Origin of the sequence: Microbacterium yannicii PS01 (assembly GCF_000304335.1) — a bacterium.
GTDB lineage: Bacteria > Actinomycetota > Actinomycetes > Actinomycetales > Microbacteriaceae > Microbacterium > Microbacterium yannicii_A.
Genome location: NZ_CAJF01000002.1, coordinates 1 through 15,320 on the forward strand (window position 1 = coordinate 1; position 15,320 = coordinate 15,320).

The 15,320-nt window shown below is 68.2% G+C and carries 16 protein-coding genes; 4 read left to right on the forward strand and 12 right to left on the reverse strand.

Features of this window, described 5'->3' with window-relative positions; all coding sequences use genetic code 11:
- Positions 1-125: 125 nt before the first annotated feature.
- Together WYM_RS01260 and dusB are read right to left on the reverse strand one after the other, a co-directional pair.
- On the reverse strand, positions 126-1,505 hold the full coding sequence (locus tag WYM_RS01260; protein ID WP_051008027.1) for a deoxyguanosinetriphosphate triphosphohydrolase: 1,380 nt from the start codon (positions 1,503-1,505) through the stop codon (positions 126-128).
- Positions 1,477-2,643, reverse strand: coding sequence for a tRNA dihydrouridine synthase DusB (dusB, locus tag WYM_RS01265; RefSeq protein ID WP_019179007.1), 1,167 nt, complete (start codon positions 2,641-2,643; stop codon positions 1,477-1,479). The genes WYM_RS01260 and dusB overlap by 29 nt, the downstream gene beginning before the upstream one ends.
- 60 nt (positions 2,644-2,703) lie before the next feature.
- Between dusB and WYM_RS01270 the strand changes: the two genes are divergently transcribed.
- Positions 2,704-3,207, forward strand: coding sequence for a glutathione peroxidase (locus tag WYM_RS01270; protein ID WP_019179008.1), 504 nt, complete (start codon positions 2,704-2,706; stop codon positions 3,205-3,207).
- A gap of 16 nt (positions 3,208-3,223) precedes the next feature.
- Here WYM_RS01270 and WYM_RS01275 read toward each other — a convergent pair whose 3' ends face one another.
- From WYM_RS01275 to recO, 5 genes are all read right to left on the reverse strand, one after another.
- Complete coding sequence (locus WYM_RS01275; protein ID WP_019179009.1) at positions 3,224-3,904, reverse strand: DsbA family oxidoreductase; 681 nt, start codon at positions 3,902-3,904, stop codon at positions 3,224-3,226.
- Positions 3,905-3,963: 59 nt separating this feature from the next.
- Positions 3,964-4,590 (reverse strand): NADH-ubiquinone oxidoreductase, encoded by a 627-nt coding sequence (locus WYM_RS01280; RefSeq protein WP_051008028.1) that lies wholly within the window; start codon positions 4,588-4,590, stop codon positions 3,964-3,966.
- A gap of 19 nt (positions 4,591-4,609) precedes the next feature.
- Complete coding sequence (locus WYM_RS01285) at positions 4,610-6,004, reverse strand: glutamate decarboxylase (RefSeq protein ID WP_019179011.1); 1,395 nt, start codon at positions 6,002-6,004, stop codon at positions 4,610-4,612.
- Between the two features lie 140 nt (positions 6,005-6,144).
- Positions 6,145-6,957, reverse strand: a complete 813-nt coding sequence (locus tag WYM_RS01290; protein WP_019179012.1) for an isoprenyl transferase — start codon at positions 6,955-6,957, stop codon at positions 6,145-6,147.
- On the reverse strand, positions 6,954-7,694 hold the full coding sequence (gene recO, locus WYM_RS01295; RefSeq protein WP_019179013.1) for a DNA repair protein RecO: 741 nt from the start codon (positions 7,692-7,694) through the stop codon (positions 6,954-6,956). The genes WYM_RS01290 and recO overlap by 4 nt, the downstream gene beginning before the upstream one ends.
- 89 nt (positions 7,695-7,783) lie before the next feature.
- On the opposite strand from recO, the gene WYM_RS18955 reads away from it, so the two are divergent.
- Genes WYM_RS18955 through WYM_RS01310 form a run of 3 tightly spaced genes read left to right on the forward strand, consistent with a single transcriptional unit; the run spans position 7,784 to position 9,605 of the window.
- Entirely contained in the window at positions 7,784-8,251 is a 468-nt protein-coding gene (locus WYM_RS18955; protein ID WP_019179014.1) for a MarR family winged helix-turn-helix transcriptional regulator, read from the forward strand.
- A complete protein-coding gene (locus tag WYM_RS01305; protein WP_019179015.1) occupies positions 8,248-8,880 on the forward strand; it encodes a hypothetical protein in 633 nt (210 codons plus the stop codon). Before WYM_RS18955 ends, WYM_RS01305 begins: the two co-directional genes overlap by 4 nt.
- Before the next feature lie 38 nt (positions 8,881-8,918).
- On the forward strand, positions 8,919-9,605 hold the full coding sequence (locus WYM_RS01310; RefSeq protein ID WP_019179016.1) for a trimeric intracellular cation channel family protein: 687 nt from the start codon (positions 8,919-8,921) through the stop codon (positions 9,603-9,605).
- A 33-nt stretch (positions 9,606-9,638) separates the two neighbouring features.
- On the opposite strand, the gene leuA is transcribed toward WYM_RS01310, so the two are convergent.
- From leuA to WYM_RS01335, 5 genes are all read right to left on the reverse strand, one after another.
- On the reverse strand, positions 9,639-11,399 hold the full coding sequence (gene leuA / locus WYM_RS01315) for a 2-isopropylmalate synthase (protein WP_019179017.1): 1,761 nt from the start codon (positions 11,397-11,399) through the stop codon (positions 9,639-9,641).
- A gap of 152 nt (positions 11,400-11,551) precedes the next feature.
- On the reverse strand, positions 11,552-12,475 hold the full coding sequence (era, locus tag WYM_RS01320; protein WP_019179018.1) for a GTPase Era: 924 nt from the start codon (positions 12,473-12,475) through the stop codon (positions 11,552-11,554).
- Complete coding sequence (locus tag WYM_RS01325) at positions 12,472-13,824, reverse strand: hemolysin family protein (RefSeq protein ID WP_019179019.1); 1,353 nt, start codon at positions 13,822-13,824, stop codon at positions 12,472-12,474. Before WYM_RS01325 ends, era begins: the two co-directional genes overlap by 4 nt.
- Positions 13,821-14,291 carry an rRNA maturation RNase YbeY gene (gene ybeY, locus WYM_RS01330; protein ID WP_019179020.1) on the reverse strand — a complete coding sequence of 157 codons (471 nt, stop codon included), beginning with the start codon at positions 14,289-14,291 and terminating at the stop codon, positions 13,821-13,823. The genes WYM_RS01325 and ybeY overlap by 4 nt, the downstream gene beginning before the upstream one ends.
- Positions 14,288-15,316, reverse strand: a complete 1,029-nt coding sequence (locus WYM_RS01335; RefSeq protein ID WP_083866117.1) for a PhoH family protein — start codon at positions 15,314-15,316, stop codon at positions 14,288-14,290. The genes ybeY and WYM_RS01335 overlap by 4 nt, the downstream gene beginning before the upstream one ends.
- Between the last annotated feature and the right edge of the window lie 4 nt (positions 15,317-15,320).

The following is a 15,320-nucleotide window of genomic DNA, read 5'->3' on the forward strand; positions in this document are numbered from 1 at the left end:
GGGGCAGAGGCCCTTCATCGAACCCACCCCGGCAGACTTCAGGGCGACCCGCTCGCCGATGATGTCGGCGATGTTGATCCGCGCCTTGACCTCGTCGACGTCCGCCTGGCGGATCCGCCCGGCCATCAGCGGTCCTCGGAGTGACTGGCGGCCGCAGCGCGCCGAACGTCCATGGGGCGAGCTCCGGGCGCCCACACCCCGAGAGATGCCGCGTCGACGGGTCCGACGAGCGCTCCGTGCCATGCGATCGCGAGCTGGTCGGTGAGGCTGGCCACCTGATCGACCACGACCCTTCGGCGCGCTGCGTCGGTGTCGGCTGTCGCAAGGTCCTGCGCGTGGAGCGGATCCAGCGCCTCCGGCCGCTCCCACAGTGCGGTGGCAAGTCGCTTCAGGACGCGGCGCTGCTCCTTGTAGAGGTCCTTGCGGCCCTCGATCGACACCACGACGGCCCCGATGATGCCCTTGAGCACCGCCATCTCGGCCTCGACGACGCGCGGCACGACGAGGTGGCCACGGTAGCGGGTCAGCACCGACGTCGCATACGTCTCGCGCGTCGCGGTGGTCGCCGCCCGCGCGAAACGGCCGATGAGATCGGAGGTCAGGTTCTTCAGGCGTGCCAGCGAGGCCCGCGTCCCGTCGAAGGAGTCGATCCACTCCGGCATGCGCATGAGCCGGTACAGACCGTCTTCGAGCTCGTCGCGCGAGAAGTCGAATCCGACCCAGGACTGGATCGCGGTCAGCAGCGCATCATGCTCCCGGGCATCCGAGAGGCGGGCGGGATCGAGATAGCCGTTGACGACCGCATCCTCGAAGTCGTGCACGGAGTAGGCGATGTCGTCCGAGAGGTCCATGACCTCTGCCTCGATGCAGCGGACTCGACCCGGGGCCCCCTCGCGCATCCACGCGAACACGGCCTCGTCCTCGGGATACACGCCGAACTTCAGGCGCCCACCCGGGTCGGGGAGCGGGTGGTCCGCCGTCCACGGGTACTTGCACGACGCGTCGAGGCTCGCTCGGGTCAGATTCAGGCCGAAGCTGCGGCCATCGGCGTCGACCGACTTGGGTTCGAGGCGCGTGAGGATGCGCAGGGTCTGCGCGTTCCCCTCGAAGCCGCCAAAGCCTTCCGCCCACTCGTTGAGGGCGCGTTCGCCGTTGTGCCCGAACGGCGGGTGCCCGAGATCATGGCTCAGGCATGCCGCATCGACGACGTCCGCGGCGAGTTCGAGCGAGGTGGCGAGCTCTCGCCCGACCTGCGCCACCTCGAGCGAATGGGTCAGACGGTTGCGCGCGAAGTCCGCGGGACTCGCGGGACTCAGCACCTGTGTCTTCGCGGCCAGTCGCCGCAGCGCGGCCGAATGCAGCACACGCGCGCGATCGCGGGCGAAGTCGTCGCGCTGCGAGCGGTGCCGCTCCGCATGGAACCGCGCGGCATCGGCGTCGTCGTACCCGGGCGGACGCAGCGACGCGGCGTCGACGTCAGCCGCCACTGTGGTCGAGTTCCGCATCGGCGAGGGCGCAGGATGCCTCGGCTCCGAGATCCCGCGTGTTCAGCCAGCCGTCGGGCAGAGCCGGGCGTTTGGGTGTTCCGGCGCGACCGCGCTGGCCTTCGGCGGCTGCACCGGGATACGGCGCATCCAGGTCGAGCGTGCCGAGGAGATCGTCGATCTCGCTGAGGCTGGAGACGGTGGCGAGCGCGGCACGCACTTCACCGCCGACGGGATAGCCCTTGAGGTACCACGCGACGTGCTTGCGGATGTCGCGGCAGCCCCGCACCTCGTCCTCGAAGAACTCCACGAGCAGCTCGGCGTGGCGACGGAACGCGCGGGCCACGAAGCCCAGCGTCGCATCCACCGGCTCGGCCGAGGCCGCGCCGGGCTGGCCGAGCGCACGCGCCAGGTCTCCGAACAGCCAGGGGCGCCCGAGGCATCCGCGACCGACGACGACCCCGTCGCAGCCCGTCTCGACCATCATGCGGGCGGCATCTTCGGCCGACCAGATGTCGCCGTTCCCGAGCACCGGCACGCTTGTCACGGTCTCTTTGAGCTTGGCGATCGCCGGCCAGTCGGCCTGGCCCGAGTAGAACTCGGCGGCGGTGCGGGCGTGGAGCGCCACGGCGGCGACGCCGGCGTCCTCGGCGATGCGACCGGCATCGAGGTAGGTCAGGTGGTCGGAGTCGATGCCCTTGCGCATCTTCACGGTGAGCGGGACGTCCCCCGCCGCGCGGGCGGCGCGGGTGACGATGTCGCGGAAGAGCCCGAGCTTCCAGGGCAGTGCCGCTCCTCCGCCCTTGCGCGTGACCTTGGGGACCGGGCACCCGAAGTTCAGGTCGATGTGATCGGCACGATCCTCTTCCACCAGGAGCCGCACGGCGGCCTCGGTGGTGGCGGGATCCACGCCGTAGAGCTGGATCGAACGCGGCCGCTCGGACTCATGGTGCGTGATGAGCCGCATCGTGGTGGCGTTGCGCTCGACGAGCGCGCGCGTCGTGATCATCTCGCTCACGTACAGACCGGCGCCGTACTCGCGGCACAGGCGACGGAACGCGGTGTTCGTGATCCCGGCCATGGGTGCGAGCACCACGGGAGCGTCGAGCTCGATGGGCCCGATGCGGAGGGTCCGCGCGGGCGCGATGGCAGTGGTCACGTCTTCATTCTCCCAGAGGAATCTCGCCCTTCGCTGAATCGGACCACCTAGCCTGGGGATATGACCGAGACGACGGCGACCGATCTGCGCGATATCCCCTTCCACACCGCCGAGGGCGGCACCGCGAGCCTGGCCGACTACGGCGACCAGGTCGTCCTGGTCGTCAACGTCGCTTCCAAGTGCGGGCTCACCCCGCAGTACGAGCAGCTCGAGCAGCTGCAGCGGGCGTACGCCGATCGCGGCTTCACGGTCCTGGGCTTTCCCTGCAACCAGTTCATGGGTCAGGAGCCCGGTTCGATGGACGAGATCCTCGAGTACTGCTCGGTCACGTGGGGGGTGACCTTTCCGGTCGTCGACAAGGTCAAGGTCAATGGCGGCAAGGCCGCACCGCTGTACAAGGCGCTGAAGAGGGCTCGCGACGCCGACGGCAAAAAAGGCCCGATCCGCTGGAACTTCGAGAAGTTCGTCGTGACGCCGGGCGGCGGCATCCATCGCTTCCGTCCCAACGTGAAGCCCGACGACCCGGCCGTCGTCGAGGTGATCGAGGCGCACCTGCCCCGCTGAGAAGAACGGCGCCGGTTCAGGACTCGACGCCGGCGGGCTCGCGGTGCTCTGCCCAGACCTGGCGGACGATCTGGCTGAACGCCTCGGCGGGCTGAGCGCCCGACACCCCGTACTTGCCGTCGATCACGAAGAACGGGACGCCATTGATGCCGAACGCACGAGCCTCCTGCTGATCCGCGCGCACGGCATCCAGGTAGCGGCCGCTGCGCAGCGCCTCACGCGCCGCATCGCCGACCAGTCCCGCATCCTCAGCGAGGTCCACCAGCTCGTCCTCGCGGCCGAGGTGGCGCCCCTCGGTGAAGTACGCGGCCATCAAGCGCTCGGCCATGTCGTGCTGGCGGCCCTGCTCCTTCGCGAAATGCAGAAGCTCATGTGCCTTCACGGTGTTCGTGTGCTGGAGCAGATCGAATCGGTACTCGAGACCGGCATCGGCGGCGACGCCCGTGACGCGATCCAGCATCTCCACGACTTGCTCTCGCGGCATGCCCTTGTGATGAGACAGGAAGTCCAGCTCGTCCCCCTCGAAATCGACGGGGGTGTCGGGCGAGAGCTCGAACGAGTGGAACGTCACCTCGACCGCGGGCGCGTCGTCATCGCGAGACGCTTCGGCGAGGCCCTTCTCGAGATTCCGCTTGCCGATGTAGCACCAGGGGCAGGCGATGTCGCTCCACACGTCGATCTTGATGGCATCCGTCATGTCGGGTGCAACGCGTCCATCACTCGTCCGTATTCCTGCGCATGCATGGCCGCGCCATGTCAACCCGCTCGTTCGACATTCCGGCGCGAGAGGACCGCCGCGAAGAAGAAGCACGCGGCGCCGAGGAAGGTGCCGAGATTGAGCCAGCGCAGATTGAACAGGTCTCCGGTGGCGGGCACGACGTATGCGCCGACGGCGGAGAATCCGAAAGCGATGGACCCCGCCATGTTCAGCCAGGTGCCGTGCCACGTGCGCGCGTCGGGATCCCAGAGGTCGTGACTGCGCGCGGCAGCGACCAGCGCAAGCGCGCTGGCCAGCAGGAACGCCGCCGAGCCCCACGCGTCAGGGAGCCAGCCGGCTGTGGCCCGATCAGACGCGCGAAGCGCGGCGACAAGCACCGTGAGCGTGGAGACGTTGAAGAGGAGGGTGCCGACGAACTGGATCGCGGCCGACCACCAGTCTGCGTACGCCGCCGTCGACGAAGCACGGCGCGGCGGCCGCCGACCGCTGAGCGCGAGCTGGATGAAGGCGGCCAGCGTGAAGAAGAGAGAACCGGCGAAGAAGGTGGCGGCATCCCACACGTTGCCAACCGCGTCGGCGTACCACGGCACGGCGCCGAGTGCGAACAGCACCGACCCCACGGCGAAGCCCCACGCTTCGCGTCGGAGGCGCCTCGTCCTGTTCACGATCGAAGGCCGAGGGCGATCAATGGTGGAAGGTTCCGGCTTCCTGCTCCGTCATGGAGGTCACGATCGGATGCCGGTCGAAGTGCGCCATCGCGGCCTTGTAGTCGTCCATCAGAAGGGACGCTTCGTCGAGGCTGAATCCGTGCCGGACGAGGATGCGCTGAACCGCCATGTCCTCCCGGTGCGCGGGCATCGTGTAGGCGGGCACCTGCCAGCCTCGGGTCCGCAGCCGGTCCGCGAGGTCGAAGAGCGTGAAACCGTGGGTCGTGTCTTCGCGGAGCTTCCACGACACGGCGGGAATCCCGTGCTCCGGGCGTCCGTCGTTGATGATCTCGAAGGGACCCAGCTTCGCAATCTCCTCTGCCAGGTACACCGCGGTGTCGTAGCAGGCCTGCTGGACGTTCCGGAACCCCTCGCGTCCCAGCCGGAGGAACGTGTAGTACTGCGCAATGACCTGGCCCCCCGGCCGCGAGAAGTTCAAGGCGAAGGAGGGCATGTTGCCTCCGAGGTAGTTCACGTTGAAGATGAGCTCCCCGGGGAGCTCGGCGGTGTCTCGCCAGACGATCCAGCCGACCCCCACCGGCGCGAGCCCGAACTTGTGGCCGGAGGTGTTGATCGACTTCACGCGGGCCAGCCGGAAGTCCCAGACGATCTCCGGTGTGACGAAGGGCGCGAGGAAGCCACCGCTGGCGCCGTCGACGTGGATCGGGACGTCCAGGCCCGTGTCAGCCTGGAGCTTGTCGAGCGCTTCGCTGATCGCCTGCACCGGTTCGTAGCCGCCGGTGAAGGTCACCCCGAGCGTCGGAACGACGCCGATCGTGTTCTCATCGACGCGCGAGACGACCTCCTCGGGCGTCAGGAGCAGTCGATCCGCCTCCATGGGCACCTCGCGCAGCTCGATGTCCCAGTATCGGGCGAACTTGTGCCAGCACACCTGCACCGGCCCCGTGATGAGATTGGGACGATCGGTGGGCTGACCCGCCGCTCGTCGCCGTGCGCGCCAGTTCCACAGCAGGGCCATGCCGCCGAGCATCGCGGCCTCGCTCGAGCCGGTGGTCGACGTCCCGATCGTGTTCTCGGCATCGGGCGCGTTCCAGAGATCGGCGAGGATGTGGACGCAGCGTTCCTCGATCGCCGCGGTCTGGGGATATTCGTCCTTGTCGACCATGTTCTTGTCGAGCGACTCGGCCATGAGCAGCCGGACCTCGGGCTCGACCCACGTCTGGCAGAACGTCGCCAGATTCTGACGGGAGTTGCCGTCGAGCATGAGCTCGTCGGCAACGACCCGATAGGCGTGGCGAGCCAGGTGCTCGCGGTCCGGCATCCGGTATTTCGGCATGGCGACCGAGAAGTCCGATGAGGAGTAGACCTCGTCGAGCAGGTTGTCGCGGACGGATTCGCGCTTGTGCAGCATGTGTTCCCCCTGATCGGAGCCACAGGCGCCGGTCAGGCCGACCGTCGTGCGTGCCCGCCCCTCAGGGTCGCCGCGATGCCTGTGTCCGGCTTACCCCCGGGAAGCGGTGGGTGTCAACAGCGCCGCGATGAATGTTCTGTTCAACGCGCAGGGGCTCCGGGCTGATCGACGGCGCCGCCGAACCGCCGGTCACGGCCGAGATAGAGGTCGATCGCGTGCCAGAGGTCCTGCCGGGAGAAGTCCGGCCAGAGGGTGTCGAGGAAGACGAACTCCGCGTACGCCGACTCCCACAGCAGGAAGTTCGACGTCCGCTGTTCGCCGCTGGAGCGGATGAAGAGGTCGACGTCGGGCATGTCCGGCTGGTACAGCCGTCGTTGGATGAGCTTCTCGCTCACCGCCGAGGGCTTGAGGCGTCCCGCCGCGACATCGTCGGCGATCGAGCGCATCGCGTCGACCAGCTCGACCCGACCGCCGTAGTTGATGCACATCGTCAGCGTGAGCACGTCGTTGTTCTCGGTCAGCCGCTCCGCGAACTGCAGCTCGCTGATGACCGAGCCCCAGAGTCGCGGCTTGCGCCCCGACCAGCGCACGCGGACGCCCCATTCGTTGAGCTGATCCCGCCGGCGATGAAGGACGTCTCGGTTATAGCCCATGAGGAAGCGCACCTCGTCGGGAGAGCGCGCCCAGTTCTCGGTCGAGAAGGCATACACCGACAGGTGCTTGACGCCGGCCTGAATGGCTCCGGCGACCACGTCCAGCAGCACCTCCTCCCCCGCCTTGTGCCCCTCCACCCTCGTGAGCCCTCGGCGGTTCGCCCACCGCCCGTTGCCGTCCATCACGATGGCGACATGCTGCGGCACGCTTCCCTTCGCGTACGACGGAGGGTGCATTCCCGTCCAGTCGATCGGCCGGTACGGCACGGCATCGCGGTGCGTGTAGGGCTTCGGGGTCACCGGTCGCCTTCCTGGGGTGCGGAGACATGTGAGAGCGAACGGATGCCGCGCTCGAGGTGCCACTGGGCGTACGCCGCGATGAGGCCGGACGCAGCCGCCGACGACGCCGCGGACGCGGCATCCACTCGCTCCCACTCCCCCGCCATGAGCGACTCGAGCAGCGAGACGGTGGCGGTGTCGACGCGCGCCGCGCCCGTGGGTGCGCAGTGCGCGCAGACCATGCCCCCCTGCTGGGCCACGAAGGTATCGTGCGGGCCGGACCTGCCGCAGCGCGCGCATTCGCCCAGGCCCGGCGCCCAGCCCGACAGCGCCATCGCGCGGAGCAGGTACGAGTCGAGCACGCTGCGGGCCGCGTGCTCGCCACGGGAGAGCGCGCGCAGACCGCCCACGAGAAGGAGGTACTGCTGCGGCGTGGCCTCGGCCTCGTTCAGGCGGTCCGCGGTCTCGACCATGGCGTGTGCCGAGGTGTAACGGTCGTAGTGAGCCGCGATATCGGCGCCGTACGATCCCAGCGACTCGGCCTGCTGCACGATGTCGAGCGACCGGCCCTGATAGAGCTGCACGTCGGCGACCATGAACGGCTCGAGTCTCGCCCCGAAGCGGGACGAGGTGCGCCGGACGCCCTTCGCGACGGCGCGCAGCTTGCCGTGCCGGCGGCTGAGCATCGTCAGGATCCTGTCGGCCTCACCCAGCTTGTGGGTGCGCAGGACCACGACTTCATCGCGGTAGGTGGGCACTTCTCAATTATCGCTCTCGGCGTCGGCGCGGCGGCGGCACCGCGCGGGCGCGACGCGATGGATCAGTAACACTATGTATACTGTTCACTATGTCCGGTACGAAGGTTCTCGATACTCTTCTCGCGCTCTCGCAACTGCTGGAGGCCGACCAGCAGAGCGAGCTCGAGCGTCGCGGACTCACGCCGGCGCGCACGCACCTGCTGTGGGTGCTCTACCACGGAGGCCCTGCCACGCAGATCCAGCTCGCAGAGGCGATCGGCGTGACGCCTCGCAATGTGACCACCCTCGTCGATGCGCTCCATGCGACCGGCTTCGCTCGCCGTGCCCCGCACCCGACCGACCGCCGGGCCGTTCTCGTGACGCTGACGGAGCGAGGCCTGTCGGTCATGGAGACCATGGATGCCGAGCACACGGCACTGGGCGCCGACCTGGTCGCGGGACTCGACGACGAGACCGTGCGCACCGCGCTGACCGCTCTTGAGCACGTTCACGATCGGCTGCGCACCCTCATCGCCGAGCACGCCGCCCGACAGAGCGAGAGGACGGAGCTCGCATGACCGTCACCGCGGACAAGCCGCCGGTGCGCACCCGTATCGTGCGCTTCGCCCGATTCATCTGGCACGCCGAGGTCGGCGTGTGGCAGAGCCTGTACCGATGGATCTTCCGGCGCCCCCGGGTGCCGGCGGGAGCCCAGGCGTTCCCGTACCACTCCCCGATCCTCACGATCCTCGTCGTCTTCATCGTGCTCTCGGCGGTCGAGATCCCGATCGTCGACCTGATCGTCCATCCCTGGCCGTGGATCCGTATCCCTCTCCTCGCGCTCGGCATCTGGGGCGTCACATGGATGATCGGGCTGCTGCTGAGCTACCTCACCCGACCGCACGCCGTGGGACCTGCGGGCATCCGCGCGCGCCTGGGTGCCGATCTCGACATCGACCTCCCCTGGGACGTCATCGCCTCGGTCGAGCGCGCGCGGGACGTCGCCGAGAAGGCGCCGAAGGTTCGCGACGAGGCGCACGGCCGGACCTTCGCGATACGGATCGCGAACGAGACGAACCTGCTGGTACTCCTCGAGCGTCCGGTGACGGTCCGCCTGTCGGATCGTCCCACCGAGATCGACGCCGTGCGGCTGTGGGTCGACGATCCCGACGGGTTCATGGCGGCGGTACGCACCCACATCCCCTGAGCTTCGCGCAAGACCCGTCGCACCAGGACAATGGAGGGGTGGACGAGCCGACCTTCGTGATCCCTCTGTGGGCAGACCTCATCGCTGTCGGTCTCGGTGGAATCCAGGGTGCGCTCTTCGCATCCGGATTCCGCGGGGAACGCCGCCTGGATCTGCTCGGTGTCGCGATCATCGGCGTCGTGATGGGCATGGGCGGCGGTCTGATCCGCGACCTGCTGCTCAACGTCACCCCCACGACACTGCAGAGCAACTGGTATCTGCTGACGGCGACCGGGGCGGCTCTGCTGGGGATGCTCCTCGCGGGCCTGTTCCAGCGCATGAATGCCGTGATCGTGGGACTTGACGCCCTCGTCATCGGACTCTTCGGCGCCTTCGGCACCAGCAAGGCGCTCGTCCTCGGCATGCCGCTGGTCCCGGCGGTCTTCGTCGGGGTCTGCGCGGCCGTGGGCGGCGGCATCCTGCGCGACATGATCATGGGCCTGCCGGTCGCGATCATGCACGTCGGCTCGCTCTACGCCGTCGCAGCGGGCGCAGGATGCCTCGTGCTCGCGGGCGCCGAGCAGTTCGGCGTGGACATCGTCATCGCCGCCGCGATCGGCATCGCCGTGACCACGGTCATCCGGCTGCTCGCGGTGATCTTCGACATCTCGCTGCCCGAGCAGCGGGCACTCTATCGCCGCAAGGTGGCCGTCGAGACCTCGACGATCCCCATCGTCAAGCGGTGACGGCGGACCGCGCGCGGTCCGCCGTCACCCGCCTCAGACGCCCGCCAGCGCTCCCGAGCGCTCGCGCGTGCGGATGGCCCGATTGACGCCCGACACGATCGCCTTCAGCGACGCTGTCGAGATGTCGCCATCGATGCCGACTCCCCAGAGCCGTTCGCCGTCGACCTGCAATTCGACGTAGGCCGCGGCCTGCGCATCGCCTCCGGCGCTGAGCGCGTGCTCGACGTAGTCGTAGAGCGTCACGTCGAACCCCTGCTCGCGCACGACCTCGAGGAAGGCGGCGACCGGTCCGTTGCCGTGCCCGGATGCCTCGTAGCTGGAGTCACCGTCTCGCAGGGTCACGTCCAGCGCGACGTCGCCCGACATGTCGCTGCGTGTGCTCGTGGCCAGCAGCTCGAACCGTCCCCAGCGCTCGTCGGCGATCTCGGAGGGCAGATACTCGTCGCGGAAGATCGACCAGATCTGCTCGCTCGTGACCTCGCCGCCCTCGGCGTCGGTCTTGGCCTGCACGACGCCGGAGAAGTCGATCTGCAGTCGGCGAGGCAGGTCGATGGCGTGGTCGTTCTTCAGCAAGTACGCCACTCCGCCCTTGCCCGACTGGGAGTTGACCCGGATGACCGCCTCGTACGAGCGGCCGAGGTCCTTCGGGTCGATCGGCAGGTAGGGAACCGCCCACTCGATGTCGTCGACGGTCACTCCGGCCGCGGCGGCGCGGGCATCCATTGCCTCGAAGCCCTTCTTGATGGCGTCCTGGTGCGATCCGCTGAAGGCGGTGAAGACGAGGTCGCCCGCCCACGGACTGCGCTCGTGCACCGGCAGCTGGTTGCAGTACTCCACGGTGCGCTTGACCTGATCGACGTCGCTGAAGTCGATCTGAGGGTCGATCCCCTGCGTGAACAGGTTGATGCCCAGCGCCACCAGGTCGACGTTGCCGGTCCGCTCGCCGTTCCCGAACAGGCACCCCTCGATGCGATCGGCGCCGGCCATGTAGCCCAGCTCCGCCGCGGCGACGGCCGTGCCCCGGTCGTTGTGCGGATGCAGCGAGAGGATGACGTTCTCGCGGTGATTCAGGTGGCGGCTCATCCACTCGATCGAATCGGCGTAGACATTCGGCGTCGCCATCTCGACGGTAGCCGGCAGGTTGATGATGACCTTGCGGTCGGGGGTCGGCTCGAAGACGTCGAGCACCTGATTGCAGACATCCACGGCGAACTCGAGCTCGGTGCCGGTGTAGCTCTCGGGCGAGTACTCGTAGAAGACCTTGGTCTCGGGCACGCGCTTCTCGAACTGACGGCACAGCCGCGCGCCTTCGAGGGCGATGTCGATGATGCCCTGCCGATCGGTCCGGAACACCACCTCGCGCTGCAGCACGCTGGTGGAGTTGTAGAGATGGACGATGGCCTGCTTGGCGCCGGCGATGGACTCGTAGGTGCGCTCGATCAGGTGCTCTCGTGCCTGCGTCAGCACCTGGATCGTCACGTCATCGGGGATGAGGTCTTCCTCGATGAGCTGACGCACGAAGTCGAAATCGGTCTGGCTCGCCGACGGGAAGCCGACCTCGATCTCCTTGTACCCCATGCCGACCAGCAGGTCGAACATGATGCGCTTGCGCTCGGGGCTCATCGGATCGATGAGCGCCTGATTGCCGTCGCGCAGGTCGACGGCGCACCAGCGCGGCGCCTGAGTGATCCGCTGCGCAGGCCACGTGCGGTCGGGCAGATCGACCCGGATCTGCTCGTGAAACGGCCGATACTTGTGGATCGGCATGCCCGAAGGCTTCTGGGTGTTCTCCATGGTGTCGCTTCTTCCTCGTCACTTGAGCGGGCCCACCACGAAGCTCCGCGACGAGAGGGCCCTAGATCGAGGCCTCGCCGCGGCAGCTAAGAAGAAGCGAGCGTGCACGCATGGCTTCAGGCTACACCCGCTCCCGCGTATGTGCATCTCGGCTAGAAGCCGAGGCGTCCCAGCTGCTTGGGGTCGCGCTGCCATTCCTTCGCCACCCGCACGTGCAGCTTGAGGAACACGCGTGTGCCGACGAGAGGCTCGATCTGGGCACGCGCACGTGCACCGACATCCCGCAGCCGTGAGCCCTTGTGCCCGATGATGATGGCCTTCTGGCTGTCGCGCTCCACGACCACGTTCGCGTAGATGTCGGTCATGCTTCCCGTCTCGCGCTCGGACATGTCCTCGATCGTCACCGCGATGGAGTGCGGGAGCTCGTCTCGCACGCCCTCCAGTGCCGCCTCGCGGATGATCTCGGCGATGCGGTCCTCGGTCGACTCGTCGGTGACGACACCGTCCGGGTAGAGAGCCGGGCCGGTGGGCATGAGCGAGAGAAGCTCGTCGGTCAGGACGTCCAGCTGATCGCGGGTCAGTGCCGACAGCGGAATCACCGCGGCCCAATCCTCGCGCAGCTGATCGACCTCGATGAGCCTCTCGGTGACCTGCTCGCGGGTCGCGGCATCCGTCTTCGTCACGATCGCGACCTTCTTCGCGCGGCCGTAGCCGTCGAGCGACTCCGCGATGCGGCGGTCGCCCGGCCCGACCTTCTCGGTCGCCGGCACGCAGAACCCGATGACGTCGACATCTCCGAGCACCTGCTCGACGAGGTCGTTCAAACGCTGACCGAGGAGCGTGCGCGGCTTATGCAGCCCCGGGGTGTCGACGATGACGAGCTGCCCGGACGGGCGGTTCAGGATGCCGCGGATCGCGCGCCGCGTCGTCTGCGGCTTGTCGCTCGTGATGGCCACCTTCTCGCCGACGAGAGCGTTCGTCAGCGTCGACTTGCCGACGTTGGGCCGGCCGACGAAGGTGACGAAGCCGGATCGGCCGTGCGCGCCCTCGGATTCGGGAACCGCGGTGTCGCTCATGGGCTCTCCCCCTTCTTGGAGACGCGCACCTCGGCGGTGCGCGCTCCGTTGATGCGGATCTCGCCGGTGCGCGGCGATCTGTCGGAGTCCGGGCGCGGCGCGCCGCGCTCGACGAAGACCGTCGAGATGCCGCGGCCGCGGCCGCGTGACGCGCCGCCGGTGAGCACGAGTCCGGCATACTCGGCGGTCGCGCCCGGCTGCGGAACGCGACCGAGTGCCTTGCCGAGCAGCCCGCCGATCGAGTCGACGTCTTCGTCCTCGAGCTCCATCCCGAACAGGTCCCCCACTTCGTCGAGTCCGAGACGCGCGCTCACGCGATAGTGCCCGGGCTCGAGCTCGGTCACCTCGTCTGCGCGGGGATCGTATTCGTCCGAGATCTCGCCGACCAGCTCTTCGATGAGGTCCTCGAGGGTGACCAGGCCCGACACTCCGCCGTACTCGTCGACGACCAGGCATACGTGCACCGCGTCACGCTTCATCTGCTGCAGCAGGGTCTCGGCCTTCATCGACTCCGGCACGAACACGGCCGGGCGCGCGATGCGGCTGATGGGGGCGTCGCGCCAGCCGGCCTCGTCGCGGAACCCGAACTGCACGAGATCCTTGAGGTACAGCACGCCCACCACGTCGTCGGCCTCGTCGTCGACGATCGGCACACGCGAGATCCCCTTGTCGAGGAAGATCGCCATGGCGGCGCGCGTCGACGCCGAGGCATCCACGGTCACCATGTCCGTCCGCGGCACCATGACCGCCCGCACGAACGTGTCGGTGAAGTCGAAGACCGAGTGGATGAGCTCGCGGTCGTCCTCCTCGATGAGCTCGTTCTCGGCCGCCTCGTCGATGATGCTGAGCAGCTGCTCCTCGGAGGCGAACGAAGAACCGCGGGACGCGCCGGGTGTGATGCGGGTGCCGAGAGCCACCAGACCGTGAGCCAGCGGCCCCAGGAGGATGCGGACGCCGCGGATGACCGGAGCGGCGCCGCGCAGCAGCCCCTTCGCGTGGAGACGCCCCACGGTGCGCGGACTCGCGCCCACCACGACGTACGAGATGCCCGTCATGAGGACGGCGGCGGCCAGCATCGCCCACCAGATGTTGTCGAACAGCAGCGTGAAGGCGACCGTCACCAGCACCGCCGCCGTCGTCTCTGCGAGGACGCGGATGAAGATGACCGCGTTCGCGTGGGCTTCCGGATCGGCCGCGATCCGCCGAAGCGGCTTCGCGTTGTGGCCTTCTGCGCCGAGCTCCGCGAGGTCTGCTCGCGATGTCACGCCGAGCGCGGCGTCGATGGCCACCATGAGGGCGCCGAATGCGAGCAGCAGCACCGCGCCGACGAGGAGGAGCGCTTCGGTCATGCGCGGGGTCGTCGGCGTTCTGCAGCGTGGAACGAGGCGATGAGCTCGCGCTGCAGACCGAACATCTCCCGCTCGTCCTCCGGCTCGGCATGATCGAAGCCGAGCAGGTGGAGAAGGCCGTGCGTGGTCAGGAGGATCAGCTCGTCGAGGGTGCTGTGCTTGGCCGTGACCGCCTGCGCCTCGGCGACCTGCGGGCAGAGCACGATGTCTCCGAGAAGTCCTGCAGGAGCGGGCGCGTCCTCGGTGCCGGGTCGCAGCTCATCCATCGGAAAGCTGAGCACATCGGTCGGACCCGGCTCGTCCATCCACTGCACGTGCAGCGACTCCATGGCCCCCTCGTCGACGAGCAGGATCGCCACGTCCGCCTCGGCGCTGACGTGGAGCTCGGCGAGGTTGTGCTCCATGAGTCGCAGGAGCACCGTCTCGTCGACGGCGATGCCCGACTCGTTGCCGATCTCGATCGTCATGAGCGTCCTCGCTTCGGGATGTGGTCGCGGGGGCCGGCAGGCCTCGTCGCGGCGCGTCGCTCGGCCCGGTTCGAGAACTCGGTGGCCTCGTCGCGCTCGCGCCGCGCGGCCAGCCGGCGCTCGTCGTACTCGCTGTAGGCATCGACGATGCGACCGACCAGATTGTGGCGCACGACGTCGTCGCTGGTGAGGTACGCGAAGTGGATGTCGTCGATCTCTTTCAGCACGCGGGTCACCAGGCGCAGACCGGACGCGCCCTGCGGAAGGTCGACCTGCGTGATGTCGCCGGTGACGACCATCCGGGTGCCGAATCCGAGTCGGGTGAGGAACATCTTCATCTGCTCGGGCGTGGTGTTCTGCGCCTCGTCGAGCACCACGAACGAGTCGTTCAGCGTGCGGCCGCGCATGTATGCCAGCGGGGCGACCTCGATGGTTCCCGTCGCCATCAGCTTGGGGACCAGCTCGGGGTCCATCATCTCGTTGAGAGCGTCGTAGAGCGGTCGCAGATAGGGATCGATCTTGTCGGTGAGCGTGCCGGGAAGGAACCCGAGTCGTTCGCCGGCCTCGACGGCGGGACGGGTCAGGATGATCCTGCTGACCTCTTTGCGCTGAAGGGCCTGCACGGCCTTGGCCATCGCGAGGTAGGTCTTCCCGGTGCCGGCAGGACCGATCCCGAAGACGATCGTGCTCTCTTCGATCGCGTCGACGTAGGCCTTCTGGCCGAGGGTCTTGGGCCGGATCACCTTGCCGCGCGATGACAGGATCGCCTCGCCGAGCACCTCGGAGGGGCGGGGCCCGCCTTCGGTGCGGAGGATGCGATTGGAGGACGACACGTCCTCCTCGCCCAGTGCGTGACCCGCCTTGGTCATGGCGAGCAGCTCGTCCACGAGTGAGCGGGCGGCGGCCACCGCGTCGGCTGTGCCGGTGAGGGTGATTTCGTTGCCCCGCACGTGCACGTCGACTCCGGGATGCTCCCGCTCGACGACCCGCAGCAGGCGGTCCTGCGGTCCCAGCAGCTGCACCATCGCG

Coding starts and splice junctions, on each gene's coding strand:
- era (WP_019179018.1), bottom strand. CDS start 12,475: ATGAGCGACACCGCGGTTCCCGAATCCGAGGGCGCGCACGGCCGATCC.
- WYM_RS01275 (WP_019179009.1), bottom strand. CDS start 3,904: ATGACGGATGCCATCAAGATCGACGTGTGGAGCGACATCGCCTGCCCC.
- WYM_RS18955 (WP_019179014.1), top strand. CDS start 7,784: ATGTCCGGTACGAAGGTTCTCGATACTCTTCTCGCGCTCTCGCAACTG.
- WYM_RS01285 (WP_019179011.1), bottom strand. CDS start 6,004: ATGCTGCACAAGCGCGAATCCGTCCGCGACAACCTGCTCGACGAGGTC.
- WYM_RS01325 (WP_019179019.1), bottom strand. CDS start 13,824: ATGACCGAAGCGCTCCTCCTCGTCGGCGCGGTGCTGCTGCTCGCATTC.
- WYM_RS01270 (WP_019179008.1), top strand. CDS start 2,704: ATGACCGAGACGACGGCGACCGATCTGCGCGATATCCCCTTCCACACC.
- WYM_RS01260 (WP_051008027.1), bottom strand. CDS start 1,505: ATGCGGAACTCGACCACAGTGGCGGCTGACGTCGACGCCGCGTCGCTG.
- WYM_RS01305 (WP_019179015.1), top strand. CDS start 8,248: ATGACCGTCACCGCGGACAAGCCGCCGGTGCGCACCCGTATCGTGCGC.
- leuA (WP_019179017.1), bottom strand. CDS start 11,399: ATGGAGAACACCCAGAAGCCTTCGGGCATGCCGATCCACAAGTATCGG.
- WYM_RS01335 (WP_083866117.1), bottom strand. CDS start 15,316: ATGGTGCAGCTGCTGGGACCGCAGGACCGCCTGCTGCGGGTCGTCGAG.
- ybeY (WP_019179020.1), bottom strand. CDS start 14,291: ATGACGATCGAGATCGGCAACGAGTCGGGCATCGCCGTCGACGAGACG.